The sequence below is a fragment of the Kribbella capetownensis genome (assembly GCF_004331485.1).
GTDB lineage: Bacteria > Actinomycetota > Actinomycetes > Propionibacteriales > Kribbellaceae > Kribbella > Kribbella capetownensis.
On record NZ_SJKD01000002.1, the window covers coordinates 903,989 to 925,391 of the forward strand.

Here is a 21,403-nt window from a genome sequence, read left to right on the forward strand (position 1 = left end):
ATCGATGGACGTCATTCAGGTTCCGAGGATCGCCGGTGCGCTGCTGTTCCTGCCTACGCCCTACGTGGACGAGCGCGGCTTCTTCTGCCGCACCTTCGACCGCGCGGTGGTCGCCGCGGCCGGGCTCGATCCCGACGCGTTCGAGCAGGACAGCATCTCCCGCTCGGCCAAGGGTGTCGTCCGTGGTATGCACGTCCGGTCCGGAGCCGGTGAAGCCAAGCTGGTGCGCTGCTCGTCCGGTGCCGTGCTCGACGTGGTGGTCGACCTGCGGCCGGACTCACCGACGTACCGGAACACGGAGTACTTCGATCTGACCGGGGAGAACCAGGTCAGCGTGTACGTCCCGGCCGGCTGCGCGCACGGCTTCCAGGCTCTGACCGATCCGGCCGACGTGTCGTACCGGATCGACCGGGCACACGACCCGAGGGAGGACGTGTCGATCGCGTTCGACGACCCGGGTCTGGGCATCGAGTGGCCGCTGCCGGTCACGCTGATGTCCGAGCGGGACAAGGCCGCACCGTCGCTGGCGGAGGCCAGCAGGAGGCTGACATGACACCATCGGAGAAGTCGTTCGGCCGTTCGGTCGAGCTGAACGCACGATTGCAGGGCGTCGTACCGGGTGGCGCGCACACCTACGCCAAGGGCTTGGACCAGTACCCGGAGAACATGGCGCCGGTGATCACGCATGGCCGTGGCGCCCACGTCTGGGATGCCGACGGCAACGAATACATCGAGTACGGGTCCGGCCTGCGCGCGGTCAGCCTCGGGCACGCCCACCCGGCGGTGCTGGAAGCGGTCCGCGGCCAGCTCGGACTGGGGACGAACTTCGTCCGGCCGAGTGTGATCGAGCTCTATGCCGCGGAACGCTTCCTGGCCACTGTGCAGACGGCCGAGATGGTCAAGTTCGCCAAGAACGGTTCGGATGTCACGACCGCCGCAGTCAAGCTGGCCAGGGCCGCCACCGGGCGGCCGATGGTGGCGATCTGCCGGGACCAGCCCTTCTTCTCGATCGACGACTGGTTCATCTCGACCACGGCGATGTCGGCCGGCATCCCCGGTTCGACCGCAGACCTGACGGTCCACTTCCCGTACGGCGATCTGCCCGCGACCGAACGGGTGCTGCAAGAGCACGAAGGGCAGGTCAGCTGCCTGATCCTCGAGGCGGCCACCCAGCACGACCCGCCGGACGGCTATCTGGCCGGCCTGCGGGACCTCGCCCACCGGCACGGCTGCCTGCTGATCTTCGACGAGATGATCACCGGCTTCCGCTGGTCGGAGGCCGGAGCGCAGGCCGTGTACGGCGTGGCGCCCGACCTCTCGACGTTCGGCAAGGCCCTCGGCAACGGCTTCGCGATCTCGGCACTGGCCGGCAAGCGCGAGTTCATGGAGCGGGGTGGCCTGCGCGACGACCGCGAACGGGTCTTCCTGCTCTCCACGACGCACGGCGCCGAGAGCCACTCGCTGGCCGCGGCGATGGCGGTGCTGGACACCTACGAGAAGGAAGGCATCGTGGCCCGGCTGCACGCGTTGGGCGACCGGCTGGCCGGCGGCGTCCGCGAGGTGGCCGAGGCGGCCGGTGTCGGCGATCACGTGGTGACCCGCGGCCGTGCCAGCAACTTGGTCTTCGCGACCCTCGACCAGGACCTGCAGCCGTCCCAGGACTACCGGACGCTGTTCCTGCGCGAACTGATCCTCGGTGGGGTGGTCGGTCCGTCGTTCGTCGTGAGCGCGGCCCTGACCGACGTGGACATCGCCCGCACGGTCGAGGCGGTCGCGCAGGCATGTGTGGTCTACCGCAAGGCGCTCGACGCCGACGACCCGAGGGGGTGGACGGGCGGACGTCCGGTCAAACCGGTGTTCCGTCGCTTTGTGTAGACGGGTAGGGCGAAGGGCCGGCGCGGGGCCGGCTCCGCAAGAGGGGGGTTCCATCATGCATTCCATCTATGTCGACGCCGAGTTCGGCGACGACGAACGCAGGCAGAAGTTGTACGACGGCGACCTGTTCGTCTACTCACCGCGGCCGTCCACTCTGGCCCTCACCGAGTTCGCCGGTGAGATGGCCCGGGCGGCGTTCGCACCGCTGGATCCGGAGACGGCGCAGTTCGACATGGCCGTCGAGGACTACGCGGCGCTGCTGGCCGAACTCAAGCCGCGCTTCATCCACCATCCGGAGTCGAAGCGGCTGATCCAGGAGATGCTGGCCGACTTCGGCTGCGACACCGAGCAGGTCTACTTCGACGTACCGCGGATGCGGAGTTCGACGTCGAACGACTACCTGACCACCGGGATCGCGTTCGCCTTCCATCCGCACCGCGACACCTGGTACTCGGCGCCGCACTTCCAGCTCAACTGGTGGCTGCCGATCTTCCCGATCAGCGTGGACAACGGGCTCGCCTTCCATCCGAAGTACTGGCAGACCCCGGTCAAGAACAGCTCCCGGGTCTACAACTACGCCGAGTGGAACGCGACCAGTCGCAAGATCGCCGCGACCCAGATCGGCACCGACACCCGGGTCCAGCCGGTGCCGGAGGAAGAGGTGGAACTGGTGCCGCAGATCCGGCCGATCTGCAAGCCGGGCGGCATCATCTTGTTCTCCGGTGCGCAGTTGCACTCCAGCGTGCCGAACACGTCGGGCCGGACGCGGTTCAGCATCGACCTGCGCACCGTGCACCTGGGCGACGCGATGGACCGCCGGTCCGCGCCGAACGTCGACTCCGAGTGCACCGGTACGACGATGGGCGACTACCTCAGGGTCAGCGACCTGGAGCACATCCCGGCCGACGTCGTCGGTGAGTACGACACGCCGAGCCACGCACTCGCGTGACAGCCCCGGCCGGCGTCACTTCGACGCCGGCCGGTCCGCTCGCCTCCGGGCGAGCCGGTTCATCACCAGGGCCGTCGGCGGGATCACGAACAGCCCGCAGCCGAAGCCGCCGAGGGTGTCGGTCGGGTAGTGGGCGGTCAGGTGGATCTGGGCAAAGGCGCTGAGTCCACCGCCGATGATGGTGACGGCAAGCAGGATGGCAGTACCCGCGATCCGGCCTGTGCGCAGCAGATCAGCGAGGAGCAGGCCGATCACCATCGCCGCCGCTGTCGCCGCGGCGACATGTCCGCTGGGATAGGACAGGAAGTCGTCGTGGATCCGGCGGTTCACCAGCGGTTTGAGTGCCGTCGTGAGCACGCTGGTCGTCACGATGCCGAGGACGGCGGCGACCGCCAGAGCCTGGCGTCCGGCGATCAGGCAGAGCGCGGCGGTGGCGAGCACCAGGACGACCCGGCCGGCAGGTTCGCCGAGCCAGTCCATCGCGCGGACGAGATTCCACGCCCCGGCGGGCGAGTCGCCGACCAGGTTCTGCACCCGGACATCCAGCCGGCTCGGGCCGGTGTCACCGGCGAACAGCACAGCCGGCACGATCCACAGCACCGCCCCGACCGCCGCCAGTACGACGGCCGGCCCGCGGACCGCCGGCACCAACGCCGGCCGCATGGCCGCACGCGGCAAAGCAGCATCCTGCGACGCCATTCCTACCCCCCACCCCACGAGTCCCGCACCCCGACGCAAATTCTATCCAAGGGTTGCCGAGCCGCCGTCGCCGGCGGCCCTCGGTCGTAGTACTGTGCGATGTCGCACCGCCGACGGGCGGGTGAACTTCTGGGGATGTGGGGCACGCATGCTTTGGCGTCACCGTGGGTGGCGATCTCCGTTGGACAGTGTTGATGGCAGACTGCACGCTGCGACGGACACGTACCGTGTTCGAGCACTTGCAGCTTGGAGCAAGGGGCCGTTGTGAGCGGAGCAGAGGCGCCGGATGCGGTTGACGGCCGTCGTCCGCTGTGGGTGCTTCCGCACGAGGTGCCGGCGATCGTCCCGCTCCCGTCACGGTCGACAGAGCCGCGCTGGGTCGGTGTGTACCGCTGGGCCGCTGTCGGCGGTGATCTGCTCGCGGCCATGCTCGGTGTGTCCATCGCTCTGCTGACCCGGTTCGGCTACCACGTCGGCAGCGGTTATCTGATCGTCAGTAGCGTGCTCCCGCTGGCCTGGGTCGGCGCGGTCGCCATGTCCAAGGGGTACGACCCGCGCTACTTCGGTGCCGGACCGGACGAGTTCCGGTCGCTGCTGCGTTCCGGTGTCGGCCTGACCGCAGCCGTCGCGATGGCGGCGTACGTGACCAAGACCGAGATCGCGCGCGGCTTCGTCGTACTCGCGATTCCGGTGATGGTCGGCTCCGCCTTGGTACTGCGGTACGCGTTGCGCAAGGACCTGCACCGGCACCGGGTCAGAGGCCGCTGCATGCATCGGGTTCTTGTGGTCGGGCGAAGTGGCCCGGCCGCAACACTTTGTGAGCACTTGGAGAGCCGTCCGACGGATGGCTTCCGCGTCGTGGCCACCTGCCGCCCCCGCGGCGACCAGCACGGGACCGGGCCGATGCCGCCGGAGGAGCTGGACGAGCCGGACATCCTGGCCGCCGCCGATCGGCACGCGGTCGAGGTCGTAGCGATCGCCACCGAGCCTGAGCTCGCCGGGCAATCGCTGCGCCGGCTGTCGTGGGCCCTGGAGCAGCGCGGCATCGAGCTGATCGTCTCGCCCGGCATCATCGAGGTCGCCGGTCCGCGCATTTCGGTCCGGCCGGTCGCGGGTTTGTCACTGCTGCACTTGGAGCGGCCGTCGGTCAGCGGTGGACCGCACCTGATGAAGGCGGTCTTCGACCGGATCCTGGCGCTCGGGATGATCGTCCTGCTGGCGCCCGTGCTGATCGGTCTCGCGGTCGCCGTCCGGCTGACCAGCACCGGACCGGTGCTGTTCCGTCAACAGCGGGTCGGCCGTGGTGGCGCCGAGTTCACCATGCTCAAGTTCCGCAGCATGTACGCCGACGCCGAGCAGCGGCTCGGCGACCTGTACGCCCTCAGCGACGGCAACGGTGTGATCTTCAAGATGCGCGACGACCCGCGGATGACCCCGTTCGGCCGGTGGATCCGCCGCTTCTCGCTCGACGAACTCCCGCAGTTGTTCAACGTGCTGCGAGGCGACATGTCCCTGGTCGGCCCCCGTCCTCCGCTGTCGGAGGAGGTCGCACTGTACGCTGCCGACGACTCCCGGCGGATGCTCGTCAAGCCCGGCATCACGGGACTGTGGCAGGTCAGCGGCCGCAGCGACCTGTCCTGGGACGAATCGGTCCGGCTCGACCTGCGGTACGTCGACAACTGGTCGATGACGCTGGACCTGCTGATTCTCTGGAAGACCGTGCGCGCGGTGATCTACGGCGCAGGAGCGTATTGATGGACCTGAAAGCACCGGTGTACGTCGCGGGCCACCGCGGCCTGGTCGGATCCGCGATCTGGCGGCGGTTGGAAGCGGCCGGCTTCACCCAACTGATCGGCGCATCGTCGGCGGAGCTGGACCTGCGGGACCGGGCCGCGACATTCGCGTTCCTGGCCCACCACCGGCCGGCGGTGGTGATCGACGCGGCTGCTCGCGTCGGCGGAATCCTCGCGAACCGGGACCACCCGACCGAGTTCCTCAGCGACAACCTGCGCATCCAGGTGAACCTGATGGACGCGGCCCTCGAGGTCCGCACGCCGCGGCTGCTGTTCCTGGGTTCGTCCTGCATCTACCCGAAGTACGCCGACCAGCCGATCCGCGAGTCGAGCCTGCTGACCGGTGAGCTGGAGCCGACCAACGACGCGTACGCGATCGCCAAGATCGCCGGCATCATGCAGGTCCAGGCGGTCCGCCGCCAGTACGGGCTGCGCTGGATCTCGGCCATGCCGACCAACCTCTACGGGCCGAACGACAACTTCGACCTGACCAGCTCGCACGTCCTGCCCGCGTTGATCCGGCGGTTCGACGACGCCCGACGTACCGATGCCGCCGAGGTTGTGCTGTGGGGGAGCGGGACGCCGCGGCGGGAGTTCCTGCACGTCGACGACCTGGCCGACGCGTGCCTGCACCTGCTGGAGCACTACGACGAGCCGGAGCCGATCAACGTCGGCGTCGGCGAGGACGTGACGATCCGCGAGCTGGCCGACCTGGTCGCCCGGGTGGTCGGCTACACCGGTGCCATCAGCAACGATCTGTCCAAGCCGGACGGTACGCCGCGCAAGCTGCTCGACGTCAGCCGGTTGCGGGCGCTCGGCTGGAAGCCGTCGATCGGGCTGGAGGAAGGCGTCGCGGCCACGTACGCCTGGTATCAGGAGCAGACCTCATGAAGAAGGCGTTCGTCACCGGGATCACCGGGCAGGACGGGTCGTACCTGGCGGAGCTGCTGCTGGCCAAGGGCTACGAGGTCCACGGCCTGATCCGCCGGGCTTCGACGTTCAACACCCGCCGGATCGACCACCTGTACGAGGATCCGCACGCGAAGGACAAGCGGCTGTTCCTGCACTACGGCGATCTGACCGACGGGTCGCGCCTCGTCACGCTGCTGGCCTCGATCCAGCCGACCGAGGTCTACCACCTGGCCGCGCAGAGCCATGTCCGGGTCAGTTTCGACGAGCCGGAGTACACCGGTGACACCACTGGGATGGGGACGACGCGGCTGCTCGAGGCGATCCGGATGATCGGGCTGGACTGCCGGTTCTACCAGGCCTCGTCGTCGGAGATGTTCGGCGCGACGCCGCCGCCGCAGAACGAGGAGACCCCGTTCTACCCGCGCTCGCCGTACGGCGCGGCCAAGCTCTACAGCTACTGGATGACCCGGAACTACCGCGAGGCGTACGACATGTTCGCGGTGAACGGGATCCTGTTCAACCACGAGAGCCCGCGCCGCGGCGAGACGTTCGTGACCCGGAAGATCTCCCGCGCGGTGGCCCGGATCAAGCTCGGCCTGGAGCAGCGGGTGTACCTGGGCAACCTGGAGGCCTGCCGCGACTGGGGCTACGCGCCGGAGTACGTCGAAGGCATGTGGCGGATGCTGCAGCACGACACCCCGGCCGACTACGTGATCGCGACCGGTACGTCGTACTCGGTCCGGGACTTCGTCACGTTCGCGTTCGACCACGTCGGACTGGACTGGGAGCAGTACGTCGACTACGACGCGCGGTACGAGCGTCCGACGGAAGTGGACTCGCTGATCGGGGACGCGTCCAAAGCCACGACCGAGCTCGGGTGGAAAGCCCAGGTGCATGTGCCCGAGCTGGTCCGGATCATGGTCGACGCGGACCTGGCCGCGCTGACCCGCGAGGACTGAGGAATGACTGCGGAGACCACTGACCCCCGGCTCGCCACGTCGGCGCACGACCGTGTCGACGTGCTCGGGATCCACGTGAGCGTGACCGATCTGGACGAGACGGTCGAGACGTTCGGGCGCTGGATCGACGACGGCGAGCGGCAACTGGTCTGCGTGTCGGACGTGAACGCACTGCTGCACGCGCGCGCCGACGAGTGGTTGACCGAGGTCTACAACAACGCCGGGCTGACGGTCGCGGACGGGATGCCGCTGGTGTGGGCGGGCAAGCGGGCCGGGTTCGACCGGATGGCGCGAGTCGCCGGGCCGGACCTGCTCGAGCGCGTGATGGCCGAGGCCGCCGACCGCGGGTGGACACAGTACTTCTATGGCGGCGCCGAGGGTGTGGCCGAGAATCTGCGGGACACGTTCCAGGAGCGCCACCCCGCGTTGAAGGTGGTCGGTACCGACTGCCCGCCGTACCGGCCGCTGACCGAGGCGGAGGACGCCGCCGCCGTCGCGCGGATCAACGCGGCGAAGCCGGACATCGTCTGGGTCGGTCTCGGCGCGCCCAAGCAGGAGCGCTGGATGGCCGAGCACCGGGACCGGCTGAACGCGTCGATCCTGATCGGGGTCGGTGCCGCGTTCGACTTCCACACCGGCCGGCTGGACCGGGCACCGCTGTGGATGCAGCGGTCCGGGCTGGAGTGGAGCTACCGGCTGTACAAGGAGCCGAGACGGCTCTGGAAGCGGTACCTGCTGGGCATCCCGCGTTTCGGCGTCGGCATCCTCCGGCGCCCCCCGCGTCCGGTTTAGGGTGCCTTGGTGAAGTTCCGGCGGCCGAAGCTACGTCGGCTGGCCGGGCCGGCCGGTCGCGCCAGTTGGGGTTTGGCCGACCAGGCGCTGTCGAGTCTGAGCAATCTCGCCGTCGGAGTCGTCGTCGCCCGCTCCAGCACTGTCGCCGACTTCGGTGTCTACGCGCTGGCCTTCGGCGGCTACACCATCGCGCTGAACGTGTCCCGTGCGGTCGCGACCGAGCCGCTGGCGGTCCGGCACTCCGGTGAGCGGACACCCGACTGGGAACGAGCGGTGCGTGCCAGTACGGCGACTGCTCTGCTGGCCGGGTTCCTCGCGATGCTCGTGGGGCTGGGGATCGCGGCGTTCCCCGGTGTGCCGTCGAAGGGCGTGCTGCTCGCCTTCGCGGTGACGATGCCGGGGTTGCTGCTGCAGGACGCGTGGCGGTGGGCGTTCTTCGTCGTGGGGGAAGGGCAGAAGGCACTCGTCAACGACCTGATCTGGTTGCTCGCCATGCTGGTGATCTTCGGCGGGCTGTATCTCACCGACACGGCATCCGCCTTCACGCTGACGTTCGCGTGGGGACTGGGTGCGGTGATCGCGGCGGTGGCCGGTCGGTTCCAGGCCGGGATCTCGCCGCGTCGCCAACTGATCCGCGAGTGGGTACGACGGAACTGGGACCTGACCCCGAAGTACATGGGGGAGATGCTCGCGGTCTCCGGCACGATCCAGGTCTACATGCTCGGCATCACCGCCGCGGCCGGCCTCGCTGCCACAGCCGGTATCCGCGGTGCACAGGTTCTGCTGGGTCCCGTGAACGTCCTCAACCAGGGCATCCGGATGATCTCCGTCCCCGAAGCCGCCCGCGCCCTCCGCCACTCCTACCGACGCCTATGGCTGGTCGGTCTGGTCATCTCTCTCGGCGTCGGGGCCGGCGCCCTGGCGTGGGGCGCCGTCTTCCTGCTGTTGCCGGACGTTGTCGGCCGGCAGCTTCTCGGCCCTGGGGTCTGGGCCCAGGCTCACACTGTCTTGATTCCCGTCATCCTGCTGCAGGCCCTCGGCGCCTCCAACGCCGGTGCGTTCGCCATCCTCCGAGCCCTCGCCGCCGCCACTCGAGGCCTCCGCGTCCGGCTCATCTCCTCCGTCATCCTCATCACCTTCGGCGTCGGCGGCGCCGTCCTGGCCGACGCCAAAGGCGCCGCCTGGGGCCTGGCCACCGCTTCGTTCTGCACCCTCCTCCTGTGGTGGAACGAAGCCCACCGAGCGATCGCCGCCCACCGCCGCTCAACCACCGCAACCCCCTGAGGGCGCGGCACCCAAAGGTCATTTCGGCGGACGGCCGGGTGGCGGCGTGCAGCTCGACAGGAGGTATCAGGCCGGCAGGTAATGCAGCTGAGCGTGCGCGCGTTTTGTGTACGGTGTCTCGCAGGTGCACTACCTGTCGGCCCGTACACCGCCGGCCCAGCCCCACCGACCCGTGTGCAGTTGAGCGGATCTCTCCTGGCGTTGCCCCTTCTACGGTCGAATTACGACCAGAGAAGGGTCAATCTGCGGGGTTATCCGCTGAAGTTGCCCCCGTGCGTGGTGGCCGGACGAGTGAGTGCTGGTCAGCGCACCTTGATGGTGGAGTAGCCGCCTCGTACGGCGTTGTGGCCGTCGTACGCCTCGATGCGGTACATCTGCGTTGTCCCGGACGGTGCCGTTGGGTCGGTGAGGGTGATGGTCGGCCGGCTCCAGAAGGTGGAGTTGGCGGTGGTGGTGGCGACGATCGTGTTGGTGGCGCCGCGGAGCAGGCGATAGGTCAGGGTGATGTCGTCGTTGTCCAGCGAGGTCTGGACGGTGGCCTTGACCTGACCGACCGTCGTACTGGAGAGCGTCGGCAGGACCGGCCCCAGGGGAGCGGCGCCGTTTCCGAGGTTCGTGAAGCGGGTGAGGCCCTGCTGGCCCACGCCGTTCACCTTGGTGAAGTCGCCTCCGACCCATAGATCGCTTCCACCGGTCGCCGACACGAGCGGACCGACCAGCGTCGGCGGACCGGCGTTCGTGTTCGGGAACCACGGTCCGAGCGAGCCGTTGGCCGGGTTCTGCAGCAGCAGGAAGTGCGTGCCGGTGCCGTCGCTGAAGGCCCCCGGGCAGCTGTGCGCGTGCGAGCCCTTGAACAGCCAGCCGTTCAGGACTGTCAGCGCCTCGGTCGCGCCAAGGCAGGTGTTCTTCCAGACCAAGTTGCCGGTGGCAACATCCGCGGCCCAGGTCCCGTCGAAGCAACCACCGCCGTCGCCCGCGTTGGCGAAGTACACCCGGTTCCCGGACGTCTCGATGTCCTTCACTCGCGAGGTGCACCCACCGGTCGGCAGCGGTACGGCGGACGCGGCGGCGAACGGGAGCAGTGCGCCGGTCGAGTTGTTCACACTCGCGACGGCCCAGCGGTTGGTTCCGCCGATCTTGGCGAACGTCCCGCCCAGGTAGACCTTGGAGTTGTCGTCGGCCGCGTCGATCGCGTACACGTCGGCGTCCGCGTTCGGGTTCCACGGCAGCAGGCTGCCGTTGACCGTGCTGATCGCGGCCGCCCGGTTCCTGGCGATGTTGTTGACCAGTCCGAACGATCCGCCGAAGTACAGGCTGGTGCCGCCGATCGCGAGCGCCTTGACGCGGTACGAAACGCTCGGCTTGATGGTCGACACCAGTGCGCCGGTGGCGGTGTCGAACGCCGCGATCCGGTTCCGCACCTGGCCGTCGACGCGGGTGAAGTCACCGCCGACGTACACCCGGGATCCGTCGGCCGACGCGACGATCGCCCAGACGAAACCGTTCAGGGTGTGGTTGAAGCTGGTGTCGAGCGCACCGGTCGTCTGATTGAAGGCGGCCAGATAGGTCCGGGTGGTCTGGTTCGTACCGGCCGCCGCACCTGGCGGACGGACCTTCGTGAACCTGCCGCCGACGTACGCCTTGCCTTTGGCAACGGCCAGGCCGAGCACACTCGCATCGGTCTGCCAGGCCGAGTTCGCGACGGCAGTCAGTGACGCGCCGGTGCTGACGGCTGGTGGTGCCGGGATCAGGCCGAAGGCCAGACCCGCCGCCCCGATCACAGCAAGCAGTCGTCTCCCCATGATTCCCCCCAGTTCCCCAGTACCCCAGATTTCCCCGTACCCCAGTTCCCCGGACTCTCAGGCTACGACCGGCAGGCCCCCTCCCGATCCACAGCCGAAGGGGGTCTGCCCTTTCAGGCAGACCCCCTGACGAGCTACTTCACCTTGATCGAGACCGACGGGCCCTTCACGATGTTGCGCCCGTCGTGGACCTCGATGTGGTAGGTGACCGTCTGGCCACTCTTCACACCGGTGTCGACCATCGAGTACAGCTTGCGCTTCTCCCAGTAGTAGGAGACGTACTTGTACGAGCCGACGTTCGTCGAGCCCCGGAACACGTTGTACGTCAGCGTCAGGTTGTCCACGTCGTACACGTCGTTGAACGCCACCCGGACCTGGTTGGCCGTCGTGCTGGTCAGGGTCGGAGCCTTCGGCTTGGCCGGGTAGGCGCCGCCCGGGGTGTTGGTGAACCGGGCCAGGCCCTGCTGGACCGCGTTGTTCACGTGCAGGAAGTCGCCGCCGACCCAGAGGTCGGTGTTGGTGCCGGCCATCGCCAGCGGTCCGACCTTGGTGGTGCTGTTCGGGTTGGCGTCGGTGTTCGGGTACCACGGGCCGAGCTTGCCGTTGATGCCGCTCTCGACCAGCAGGTAGTGCGTACCGGTGCCGTCGCCGAAGGCGCCCGACGAACTGCAGTTGTGTGCGTGCGAGCCCTTGTAGACCCAGTTGCCGATCGCCTTGATCGCCTCGGTCGCGCCCAGGCAGGTGTTCTGCCACAGCAACTTGCCGGTGGTCGCATCGGCGGCCAGCACGCCGTCGTAGCAACCGCCGCCGTCACCGCCGTTGGAGACGAATACCTTGTCGCCCAGGGTGTCGATGTCCTTCACCCGGGTCGTGCACTTCACCGTCGGCTTCGGGATCGCCGCCGCGGCCGGCATCGAGTACGCCGCCCCGGTGGTCGTGTTCACCATCGCCAGCGAGTAGTGGTCCTGGCCGTTGATGGTGCTGAACGGTCCACCGACGAAGACGCGGGTGCCGTTGTCGGACACGTCGATCGCGTACACGTCGTTGTTCGCATTCGGGTTCCACGCCGTCAGATCGCCGTAGAGCAGCCGGACCGCGGCGAGGCGGTTGCGGGTCTGGCCGTCGACGCGGCCGAAGGCGCCACCGATGTACACGGTGCTGCCGGAGATCGCCAGCGCCTTGACGCGGGCCGCGACGACCGGGTCCCAGGCCTGCACGATCCGGCCGGTGACCGCGCTGTACATCGCGATCTTGCTGCGCTTCAGGCCGTTCGCGACGGTGAAGTCACCGCCGATCACCACCCACTTGCCGTCCGGGCTGGTGGCGATGCTGTACACCGGGCCGTTGAGGGTCGGCGCGAACGTCGTCGGCGCGCCGGTGGTCCGGTTGAAGGCGGCGACGTACGTGCGGACCACTTCACTCTGACCGGCGGCCTTGCCGGGTGGGCGGATCCGGGTGAACAGACCGCCGGCGTAGACGGTGTTCCCTGCGATGGCCAACGCGTTCACGCTGTTGTTGGTCTGCCACGAGGTCTGCTTGATCGCCGAGACGGCGGAACCGAAACCTGGGGCCGCCGCCACCACTGGCGGACCGGACGGAATCAGTGCGGCGGCCACCACCGCCGCGCCGGTGACGATGGCCAGAACTAACTTCTTCATTTATGTCCTTCGGACGGGCGGGTGCCTCACAACGGTGCGTGGCCTCAAAACACACACCAGCAGCGGACATTAGCGGGGTGGGAGCTCGTCCGGAAGACGAGCTCCCACCCGCGTTATGACTTTGTGTTGTGAACCCGGAAAACTTGTCCGAAGCCTTACTCAGCGAGCCTTCTCAGCGGGCCGCGAAGTGCGACTGCACCTGGACCGGAGTGAGTGCATACGGGTACACCGCGCCCTCGTCGATGCTCATCCCGACCTGGCTCGCGCCACCGCCCGGCCAGTTGGTGTTGTTGTCGTACCCGAGCCGCCACCAGCCGTAGTACAGCGACGCGGTTCCGGCACTCGCGCTTCCTGCGAGTGCACCGTCGACATACAGCTTCATCGCGCCGTTGTCGAAGGTGCCGACGACGTGGTGCCACTGGCCGTCGTTCTTGCCCGAGGTGCTGGTCAGCGTCTTCTGGGCGCCGTCGTTCACCCCGAACACGATCGAGCCGTTGGTGCGCATGTACAGCTGCCGGTCGCCACCGGTCGCGCTGGTGCCGGCCTTGGAGTTGCCGAAGCCGATGATGCGTCCGCCGCGGTTGGTGCCGCTCTGCTTCACCCAAGCCTCGACCGTGAACTGCTGCGGCATGCTGTAGCCCTTTTCGGACGTCATCCGGCCGCTGGTCAGGGTCGCCGTCATCGCGGTGTTCCCCGCGATCGCCCCCGGCTGTCCGAGCACCGCACCACCGTAGGTGCCGTTGTTGCTCTGCCCGGACGAGTCGACGGACGTCGTCGTACCGGCGGCCTCACCCAGTCGCCAGTAGGCCTGCGGACCGTCGGCGTTGATGATCTGGTCGTACGCCGTGGACGGCGCACTGGCGACCGTGACCGGGTCGGAGTAGTTGCCGCGCAACGTCGTACTGCCGTCGGTCACCTCGACGCGGTAGTTGGGCGTCTCGCCCGGCACCACGTTGGTGTCGATGTAGTGCAGCCACGGCCGATCCCATGGGGTCGACTTGGCCGTCCACGTCGCGATCGTGGTGTTGCTGAAGCCCTTCAGCAGCCGGTAGGTGAGCGTGCTGTCGTCGTTGTCGACCACGGTCGGGAAGTGGATCTGCACCTCACCCGGCTTGACGCTGTACGGCAGCAGCTTGGCCGGCTTGGCCGGAGCCGCACCTGGCGTCGCGTTGGTGAAGCGGGTCAGGCCCTGCTGGCCGACGCCGTTCGTGCTGAAGAAGTCGCCACCGACCCAGAGGTCGTCGCCACCGGTCGCGAACGCGAGCGGTCCGACCTCGGTGGGCGGGCCCGCGTCGGTGTTCGGGTACCACGGGCCGAGCGTGCCGTCGGAGACTTTCTCCACCAGCAGGTACCGGTAGTCGAAGCCCTGCGGGAAGCCGCCGGCGCCCTGGTTGGCGCAGTCGTGCGCGTGCGAACCCTTGTAGAGCCAGCCGTTGACGACCTTGACTGCCTCGGTCGCGCCGAGGCACGAGTTCTTCCACTTCAGCGCGTTGGTCGAGACGTCGACCGCCCAGGTGCCGTCGAAGCAGCCGCCACCGTCACCGCCGTTGCCGAAGTACACGGTGTCGCCACTGGCATCGATCGCCTTGACCCGAGTGGTGCAGGAGCCGTTCGGCGGCGGGACCGCGGACGCACCCGGGAACGGCAGTACGGCGCCGGTCGCCGGGTCGAGGCTGGTCACGGTGTTCTGGTTGGTGCCGTTGACGGCACTGAACTGGCCACCGGCGTACACCTTGGAGCCGTCGGCCGCGGAGTCGACGGCGTACACGTCGCCGTTCACCGACGGGGCGAACGGAAGCAGGGTGCCGGCGTCGGCGCTGACCGCCGCGAGCCGGTTCCGGGTCAGGTTGTTGACCAGGCCGAACGAACCGCCGAAGTACACCGTGTTGCCGTGCACCGCGATCGTCTTGACCCGGTACGAGACCGAGGGCTTCCAGGTCGTCACCAGCGCACCGGTGGCGGTGTCGAACGCCGCGATCCGGTTCCGGGTGACGCCGTTGACGGTGGTGAAGTCACCACCGACGAAGATCCGTGATCCGTCGGCGGACGCCGCGACCGCATAGACCTGGCCGTTGAGGACCGGGTTGAACGCGGTGACCAGGGCACCGGTGTTCTCGTCGAAAGCGGCCAGGTACGCCTGGGCGACCTCACCGCTCCCGGCGGCGGCGCCCGGTGGCCGCACGCTCGTGAATCGGCCGCCGGCGTACGCCTTGCCCGCTGCGACCGTGATGCCCTGCACACTTCCGTTGGTCTGCCAGGTCGGGCTCGCCACTGCTGACAGCGAAGCCTCGATGCTCTGGGCGGGCGGCGCGAAAACGACCACCAGTGCCCCGGCGACGAGAGCGCCCACGAGCCCCAGACGCGTGAGCAACCATCTCTTGTTCATCCTGCGGTGTCCCCCTCGGACAGAAGGCGCGCGGAACGGCGCCATACCAAATTCCCGGCAGCCCCCGGGAATCCCCCGGGGGTCAGAGTAGGGCATGACCGGACGCTTCGGTACGCCCGATCCCGGCTGCCTATATCCTGAGTCGCTGGCACCGAGCCTGTGGGCGATGGAAGTGGGGTAGGGATGGAACCGGGCACCGTGGTCTGGCGGGAGACCGCTCAGTCACTGCTACGGCAGAAGTGGCTCATCCTGGGGTGCATCGTGCTCGGGCTTCTCGGCGCTTCCGTCTTCGCGCTGTCCCAGACGACGCGCTGGACCGCCTCGAGCCAACTGGTGCTCGGGCCGGCGGTCCCGCCGGCCCTGGTCGGCAAGCTGCCCACCACGGACAAGACCGGCCCGCTCGGCATGGATCTGCCCGCCGAGACGCAGGCCCGCGTGATGGCCAGCCCGACGCTGCTGCACAGCGTGGCGAAGTCGCTGGGCATGGACACCACCGACGACGCGATCCAGGAACTGGCGGCGGTGACCCGGGTCAAGGCGGTCACCGACAACGCGTACCTGGTCACCACCGACGGCCCGACCGCGGCGAAGGCGGTCGAGCGGGCCAACGCGATCTCCAGCATCTACCTGAAGCAGCGCAACGACGAGGCCAAGGCACTGCTGACCACGCTCGCCGGGCAGGCCCAGGACCGGTCCAAGACCGCGACCCAGCAGTCGAAGAGCCTGGTCAGCCAGATCGACGAGGCAGTCCAGCGGGGCGACTCGCAGACCGCCGCCGCGCTGCGCGACCAGCGGGTCGGGCTGGCGACCGAGGCCCGGCAGGCCGCCGACGACGCGGCCGCGATGGTGAAGGCGCTGACCACGGTCGGTGCCGGCAGCGAGCTGGTCACGCCGGCCACCACCGACACCGCGACCTCCTCGCCGATGGTTGCCCGCGACATCCTCGTCGGCGGCATCCTCGGCCTCGTGCTCGGCTTCGGTCTGGCGCTGCTCCGGTCGCACCTGACGCCGTACATCGTGACTCGTGACCAGGCGGCGCGTGCCGCGAGCTCGCCGGTCATCGCCGCGTCGGAGGGCAACCGGCGCCGGTTCTGGCACCGGACGGCTCCCGAGTTGCCGCAGTACGAGATCACTGCGCTGGGTGCCGAGGCGAGCGGTGCGCTTGCTCGTCGCGAGTTGAACCCGCGCGCCTTCGCCGGTGGTGGCCCGGGCGCGATGCTCGTGGTCTCCGCATCCCCGACGCCGAACTCGGCTGGTATCGCGCTGGCGATGGCCGAGGCGAACGCTCGCGACGGTCGCGAGACGCTGCTGGTCCTGGCGGACATCGAAGGTACGCCGGTTCTGTCGCACGTGACCGGGCATGAGGGCCTGACCGACCTGGTGATGGAGCCTGCGGCGACGCGGGCGATCCGGGCGCGCAAGCTGTTCCGGCCGGGCACGGTCGCCGATCTGTATGTGCTTCCGCCTGGCCTGAACCACGAGGAGACGGCCGCGGCCGTTGGTCCCTCGCTGGTGCCGGGCATCGTGGCGGACCTGCCGCCTGGGTACTCCGTCGTCATTCACGGACCGGCGTCTGTTGGCCGGCACGGGATCACGCCGCTGGCCGCGGCTGTGGACGCGTCGGTGCTGGTGGTGCAGGTCGGGCACGACAAGGAGATGGACGTTGCGCGACTGACCGGTGCGTTGCAGTTCGCTGGTGCGCCGGTGCTGGGCGTCGTACTGATCGGTGCCTCGCCGCACGACGAGACGCTGGGCATTCCGCTGAACTACAAGCCGCTCGACACGGCTGCACCGCTGCGCTGATCGTGTGGTCATGATGCGATCCGCGACCGCCTACCGTTCCGGTGGGACCCGTCTGGCGCCGCCGGTGCCGGGCACGGTCGACGGGGAGATCCAGAAGCCGGCCTGGTTCTGGCTGGTGTTGTGGTGCTTGTTCGTGCTCGGCGTGCAGCCGTGGTCGTCGCGAGTCGCGGCGCCGCAGGGGACCACCGGGTCGACGAACAGTGTGATGAAGGGGCTGTTGCTCGGGGCGATCTTCCTGATCGCGATGGCTGCGACCAAGCCCGGGTTCCGGACTCGGGTGAATCCGGCGAGCACCATGTACGTGCTCTACGTGATGTTCGCCGTCGCCACGGCGTTCCTGCTGGCTGAGCCGCTCGGACCGTTGACCCGGTTGGCGCGGTTCATGATCGGGCTCATCCTGGTGTTCCTGCTCTGGCGGCCGCTGGTGCAGGTGCCGGAGCGGTTGGTGCGGGCGCATCTGTGGGCGCATGTGTTGCTGGCGGGCACGGTCGTGGCGAGTCTGGCGTACGCGCCCAGTCAGGCGTGGCGGCCGCTGAGTTCGCTCGGCGCCGGATATCGCCTGCAGGGTGTCATCATCCCGATGCTGCCGCCGCGGGTCGGTGAGGTCGGCGCGATCCTGTTCGGGCTGGCGCTGCTCGGGCTGCTGTGCCGGAAGCTGTCGATGATCCCGTCGGTCGGGGTGATGGGGCTGGGCGTCGTACTGGTGGCGGCGAGCCGGACCCGTACGTCGGCGGCGGCGATCGCGTTCGGGCTGGTGATCGCGTTGATCATCACCCGGAAGACGTGGGCCGGGCGGATCGCGAGTCTGGCGGTGCCGGGACTGATCGGGATCGCGTTCCTGACCATCGGATCGCTGCACACGTGGGTGTTGCGCGGGCAGGGGACGCAGCAGATCAGTTCGCTCAGTGGGCGTACGACGAGTTGGCAGGCGGTGCTGGACGAGAAGGTGTCGATCCAGACCGCGATCATCGGTCACGGCCTCGGCAACAAGCGGGTGCTGCTGCGGCGCGGCGAGGGCGACATCGACGTGATGGCGATCGACAACAGTTGGCTCGGCCTGTACTGGGAGACCGGTCTGCTCGCGGTCACGATCGTCGCGATCGCTCTCATCCTCGCGTGGGTCTCGGTCCTCCGCGCCCCCACGCCGTACATCCGGGCCTGCGGAGCCCTCCTCCTCGGCTACGTCACCGCCGCCTCCCTCAACGAAAGCGGCCTCTCCGACCTCAGCTCCATGACAGTGCACCTGTTGGTCGCCGCCGCCATCTGCGACGCCGACCGAATCCGCCACAGATCCCGAACCCAGGCGAGAGCTCAAGTGTCCTGAGTCGGGACACTAACTGCTCACTGAGTCCTGGTCGAAGCCGGCTTCCTGCCATTGGGGCCAGGTGAGGGTTTTGCCCTGGTAGGCGAAGCGGTCGGCGGACTTGCCGCCGATCTGGTAGCTGTTGTGGCGGAAGGAGATCGCGCCGGGGCGGGTGGGGGAGCCCTTGTTCTCGACGACGCCGGTGCTGGAGGTCGCGTCCTGCATGACCACGAGGTTGCCTTCGATGGTGACATCGTGGAGGACGTACGTACCCCGCGGCCCGTCACCCCTGGTGCGGGACTGGATCGAGATGCCGTTGCGGTTGTCCTTGACCAGGTTGCCGCGGACCTGCACCCCGGCGGACGTGTTCACGTTGATCCCGCCGCCGTCCCACAGGCTCCCACCGGATCCGCGCCCGGTTCCATTCCCGTTGCTCTCGACAACGTTCTGCTCGATCACCGCCTGGTAGCTGATCTCGTACCGGATCCCGTCCGCCGCGTTCCCGCGGATCCGGTTCCCGCTGATCATCCGGTCGTACTCCGCAATGTCGCTCCACATCCCGATGCCCCGGTTGTCGACGATGTCGTTGCCCGACACCTCGCCCGACGACCGGGTCGACTTGATCCCACCGGACTCCCAGTCGGCGATCCAGAACCCGTCGGTGTTGTTCCGGGTGACCAGGTTCGCGCTGATCCGGACGCCCTCGGACTTGTACTGCCCGATCCCGAGCTGCCCGTTGTCCGCGACCGTGTTCCGGCTCAGCTCGGCCCGGTCGCCCTCGATCACCATGATCCCGACCGCGTGGTTCCAGCGGACCTCGTTCGAGACCACCTTCCACCCGGGCCCGACCTGGATCGCACCATCCTGCGGCAGGCTGGCGAAGTGCTCGATCGTCAAACCGGTCACGGTGACGTCGTCTGCCGACTTCTCGATCGCAGTCGGCGTCCGCGACATCTCGAGCGTACGGCCGTCCGGATCGTCACCGACGTACACGGCGTTCGAGGCGTAGTCCCCGAAGAACGTCCCAGGCTTCAACTCGCCGAGGCTCATCACCCGCGTCAGATGCTTCCCGTCGACGAACACCTGCTCACCGCGCTGGCACGGCTTCGCCTTGTTGTCCTCGCACTGGCCCTTCAGCGGGTACGCCGCCGGCAGTACACCACGCACCACCCACCGATCGCCGTCCCGCTGCCACCCACTCAGCGCGACAGACCCAGTCAGTACGACGCCCTTCCCACCGGCCAGCGTGTCACCGGCCCGCGGCCGGATCGCCCGGCTGATCCGATGCACACCCTTCGCGAAGCAGAACGTCGTACCTTCCGGCGCCGCGTCGATCACCTTCTGCGGATCCGCCCCCACCGGGATCGCGGTCCCCACACACGCCTTAGCCGTACCAGGTCCCGTCGGCCCGAGCTCGACAGCAGCGGCCGCCGGCGGGGCAGTAGGCACCGTCACCGTGGGCGCCGCCACAGACGGCTTGGCTGAGTTCCCATCACCCGCAGAGCACCCGGCCAGCAGCAGCACCAGTACGGCGCCACCCGCCACAACACCACGACGCCTCATCAACAGCCCTTCACCCACCCCCGGCGAACAGATCTGGAGGAGACTACCCGGAGGTGGGGTGACAAGTGTCAGCTGAGGTAGGTATCCCGGGCGAGGTTGTAGGCGAGGTCCTTGGCCACCTGGAACGCGTCGTCCTCGTCGAGGCGGTGCTGTACGACGAGGTTGGCCAGATAACCGGCGTCGATCCGCCGGGCCAGGTCGTGCCGGGCCGGGATCGACAGGAACGCCCGGGTGTCGTCGACGAAACCGGACATGTTGTAGAACCCGGCCGTCTCCGTCACCAGCTCGCGGAACCGCCGCATGCCATCCGGGCTGTCCAGGAACCACCACGGAGCGCCGAGCCGCACCGCCGGATACACACCGGCGAGCGGTGCAAGCTCCCGTGAGTACACAGTCTCGTCGACAGTGAACAGCACCAACCGGAAACCAGCAGCGTGTCCGAACCGCTCGAGCAACGGCCGCAGCGACCGGGTGAACTCGGTCGCCACCGGAATGTCGTGCCCCTGGTCCGGCCCGTACGCCGCGTGGATCGCCGGATCGTGGTCACGCAGAACGCCCGGGTGCAGCTGCATCACCAGCCCGTCCTCAGCCGACATCACCGCCGACTGGTACAGCATGTGCCCGGCGAACGCGTTCGCGTCCTCCGCCGACACATCACCCTTCAACGCACTCGTGTAGATCCGCGCCGCCTCGGCATCGGTCAGCGGGATCGCCGCCGCACTGTAGTGGCCGTGGTCGGTCGCCCGCGCACCCGCCTCGACGAACGCTTGCCGCCGCTGCCGGATCGCCGCCAGGAACCCGTCGTACGTCGCGGTGTCGACGTTGGCCAACTCTCCGAGCCGCGACGCGAGCACACTCCACCCCGGGCGGTCGAGGTGGACGAGGGCGTCGGGACGGAAGGTCGGGACGACTCGACCGGGCAGGTCCGCGGCGAGCTTCGCGTGCTGGGCGAGGTCGTCGGTCGCGGCGTCGGTGGTCGAGATCAGCTCGATCCCGAATCGGTCGAGCAGGGCTCGCGGCCGGAACTCGGGCTCGGCGATCCGGGCGGAGATCTGGTCGTACAGCTCGTCCGCGGCCTCGGCCGACGGATGCGTGGTCACGCCGAGGACCTCGGCGAACTCGTGCTCCAGCCAGTACCGGCTCGGCGTACCGAGGAACAGGTGCCAGTTCGCGCAGAACTCCCGCCAGACGTCGCGCGGGTCGGCGGGCGCGGTGCCGTCGCGGCGGGGGAGGCCGAGGCGGTCGGGGGAGATGCCCTGGGAGATCAGCATCCGGGTGACGTAGTGGTCCGGGACGACCAGCAGCTCGGCCGGGTTGCCGAACGGCGCGTCGGTCGCGAACAGCCCGATGTCGACGTGCCCGTGCAGGCACAGCAACGGCAGATCCTTCGTCGACGCGTGGATCCGCCGGGCGACGTCGCGCGCCTCGCCGGCGGGTAGGGCGCGGTCCGGATGAGGCTGCAGGGCCTTCGGCATGGGTCCTCCGGGATGAGTGGGCTGAAACAGGTACTGCAAAGGATTGCAGTGCGCATGAGTCCACACAAGCCCTTGTCCACAAGGCGAATCTCAACGACCCTCAATCGACCGTGGGTGAACTCTTGACACAAGAGTGAAACCGATTGCAGA

16 protein-coding genes are annotated in these 21,403 nt (G+C 68.5%); 10 read left to right on the forward strand and 6 right to left on the reverse strand.

The genetic code is table 11. The annotated features are described in order from the left end of the window. The first annotated feature begins 4 nt into the window (after positions 1 to 4). The 3 genes from E0H75_RS14605 to E0H75_RS14615 are packed head-to-tail and all read left to right on the forward strand — an operon-like array spanning position 5 to position 2,824. Positions 5 to 553 (forward strand): dTDP-4-dehydrorhamnose 3,5-epimerase family protein, encoded by a 549-nt coding sequence (locus E0H75_RS14605; RefSeq protein WP_131514021.1) that lies wholly within the window; start codon positions 5 to 7, stop codon positions 551 to 553. Further along, the gene (locus E0H75_RS14610) at positions 550 to 1,875 is read left to right on the forward strand and encodes a glutamate-1-semialdehyde 2,1-aminomutase (protein ID WP_131514022.1); all 1,326 of its coding nucleotides are present in this window, start codon (positions 550 to 552) and stop codon (positions 1,873 to 1,875) included. The genes E0H75_RS14605 and E0H75_RS14610 overlap by 4 nt, the downstream gene beginning before the upstream one ends. A gap of 55 nt (positions 1,876 to 1,930) precedes the next feature. Continuing rightward, on the forward strand, positions 1,931 to 2,824 hold the full coding sequence (locus E0H75_RS14615) for a phytanoyl-CoA dioxygenase family protein (protein ID WP_131514023.1): 894 nt from the start codon (positions 1,931 to 1,933) through the stop codon (positions 2,822 to 2,824). A 15-nt stretch (positions 2,825 to 2,839) separates the two neighbouring features. On the opposite strand, the gene E0H75_RS14620 is transcribed toward E0H75_RS14615, so the two are convergent. Then, the gene (locus tag E0H75_RS14620) at positions 2,840 to 3,523 is read right to left on the reverse strand and encodes a phosphatase PAP2 family protein (RefSeq protein WP_131514024.1); all 684 of its coding nucleotides are present in this window, start codon (positions 3,521 to 3,523) and stop codon (positions 2,840 to 2,842) included. A 264-nt stretch (positions 3,524 to 3,787) separates the two neighbouring features. Here E0H75_RS14620 and E0H75_RS14625 point away from each other — a divergent pair, with 264 nt between their 5' ends. Genes E0H75_RS14625 through E0H75_RS14645 form a run of 5 tightly spaced genes read left to right on the forward strand, consistent with a single transcriptional unit; the run spans position 3,788 to position 9,263 of the window. Beyond that, positions 3,788 to 5,278, forward strand: coding sequence for a sugar transferase (locus E0H75_RS14625; protein ID WP_238163011.1), 1,491 nt, complete (start codon positions 3,788 to 3,790; stop codon positions 5,276 to 5,278). After that, a complete protein-coding gene (locus E0H75_RS14630) occupies positions 5,278 to 6,207 on the forward strand; it encodes a GDP-L-fucose synthase family protein (protein WP_131514026.1) in 930 nt (309 codons plus the stop codon). Before E0H75_RS14625 ends, E0H75_RS14630 begins: the two co-directional genes overlap by 1 nt. Continuing rightward, positions 6,204 to 7,187 (forward strand): GDP-mannose 4,6-dehydratase, encoded by a 984-nt coding sequence (gene gmd / locus E0H75_RS14635; RefSeq protein ID WP_131514027.1) that lies wholly within the window; start codon positions 6,204 to 6,206, stop codon positions 7,185 to 7,187. The genes E0H75_RS14630 and gmd overlap by 4 nt, the downstream gene beginning before the upstream one ends. Positions 7,188 to 7,190: 3 nt before the next feature. Continuing rightward, positions 7,191 to 7,979 (forward strand): WecB/TagA/CpsF family glycosyltransferase, encoded by a 789-nt coding sequence (locus E0H75_RS14640; RefSeq protein ID WP_131514028.1) that lies wholly within the window; start codon positions 7,191 to 7,193, stop codon positions 7,977 to 7,979. 9 nt (positions 7,980 to 7,988) lie between these two features. After that, entirely contained in the window at positions 7,989 to 9,263 is a 1,275-nt protein-coding gene (locus E0H75_RS14645) for an MATE family efflux transporter (protein ID WP_131514029.1), read from the forward strand. Positions 9,264 to 9,565: 302 nt separating this feature from the next. Here E0H75_RS14645 and E0H75_RS14650 read toward each other — a convergent pair whose 3' ends face one another. From E0H75_RS14650 to E0H75_RS14660, 3 genes are all read right to left on the reverse strand, one after another. Next, complete coding sequence (locus E0H75_RS14650) at positions 9,566 to 11,065, reverse strand: fibronectin type III domain-containing protein (RefSeq protein WP_131514030.1); 1,500 nt, start codon at positions 11,063 to 11,065, stop codon at positions 9,566 to 9,568. A gap of 134 nt (positions 11,066 to 11,199) precedes the next feature. Then, positions 11,200 to 12,723, reverse strand: coding sequence for a WD40 repeat domain-containing protein (locus E0H75_RS14655; RefSeq protein WP_131514031.1), 1,524 nt, complete (start codon positions 12,721 to 12,723; stop codon positions 11,200 to 11,202). Positions 12,724 to 12,895: 172 nt separating this feature from the next. Next, positions 12,896 to 15,109, reverse strand: a complete 2,214-nt coding sequence (locus E0H75_RS14660) for a LamG-like jellyroll fold domain-containing protein (protein ID WP_131514032.1) — start codon at positions 15,107 to 15,109, stop codon at positions 12,896 to 12,898. 183 nt (positions 15,110 to 15,292) lie between these two features. On the opposite strand from E0H75_RS14660, the gene E0H75_RS14665 reads away from it, so the two are divergent. Both E0H75_RS14665 and E0H75_RS14670 read left to right on the forward strand, forming a co-directional pair. Continuing rightward, positions 15,293 to 16,912: a Wzz/FepE/Etk N-terminal domain-containing protein gene (locus tag E0H75_RS14665; RefSeq protein ID WP_131514033.1), complete on the forward strand. Its 1,620-nt coding sequence runs from the start codon at positions 15,293 to 15,295 to the stop codon at positions 16,910 to 16,912. 10 nt (positions 16,913 to 16,922) lie between these two features. Beyond that, positions 16,923 to 18,236: an O-antigen ligase family protein gene (locus tag E0H75_RS14670; protein ID WP_238163012.1), complete on the forward strand. Its 1,314-nt coding sequence runs from the start codon at positions 16,923 to 16,925 to the stop codon at positions 18,234 to 18,236. A gap of 9 nt (positions 18,237 to 18,245) precedes the next feature. Here the strand turns inward: E0H75_RS14670 and E0H75_RS14675 are convergent, their stop codons facing one another. Together E0H75_RS14675 and uxaC are read right to left on the reverse strand one after the other, a co-directional pair. Then, positions 18,246 to 19,778 carry a right-handed parallel beta-helix repeat-containing protein gene (locus E0H75_RS14675; protein WP_131514034.1) on the reverse strand — a complete coding sequence of 511 codons (1,533 nt, stop codon included), beginning with the start codon at positions 19,776 to 19,778 and terminating at the stop codon, positions 18,246 to 18,248. Between the two features lie 68 nt (positions 19,779 to 19,846). Next, positions 19,847 to 21,253, reverse strand: a complete 1,407-nt coding sequence (uxaC, locus tag E0H75_RS14680; protein ID WP_131514035.1) for a glucuronate isomerase — start codon at positions 21,251 to 21,253, stop codon at positions 19,847 to 19,849. Between the last annotated feature and the right edge of the window lie 150 nt (positions 21,254 to 21,403).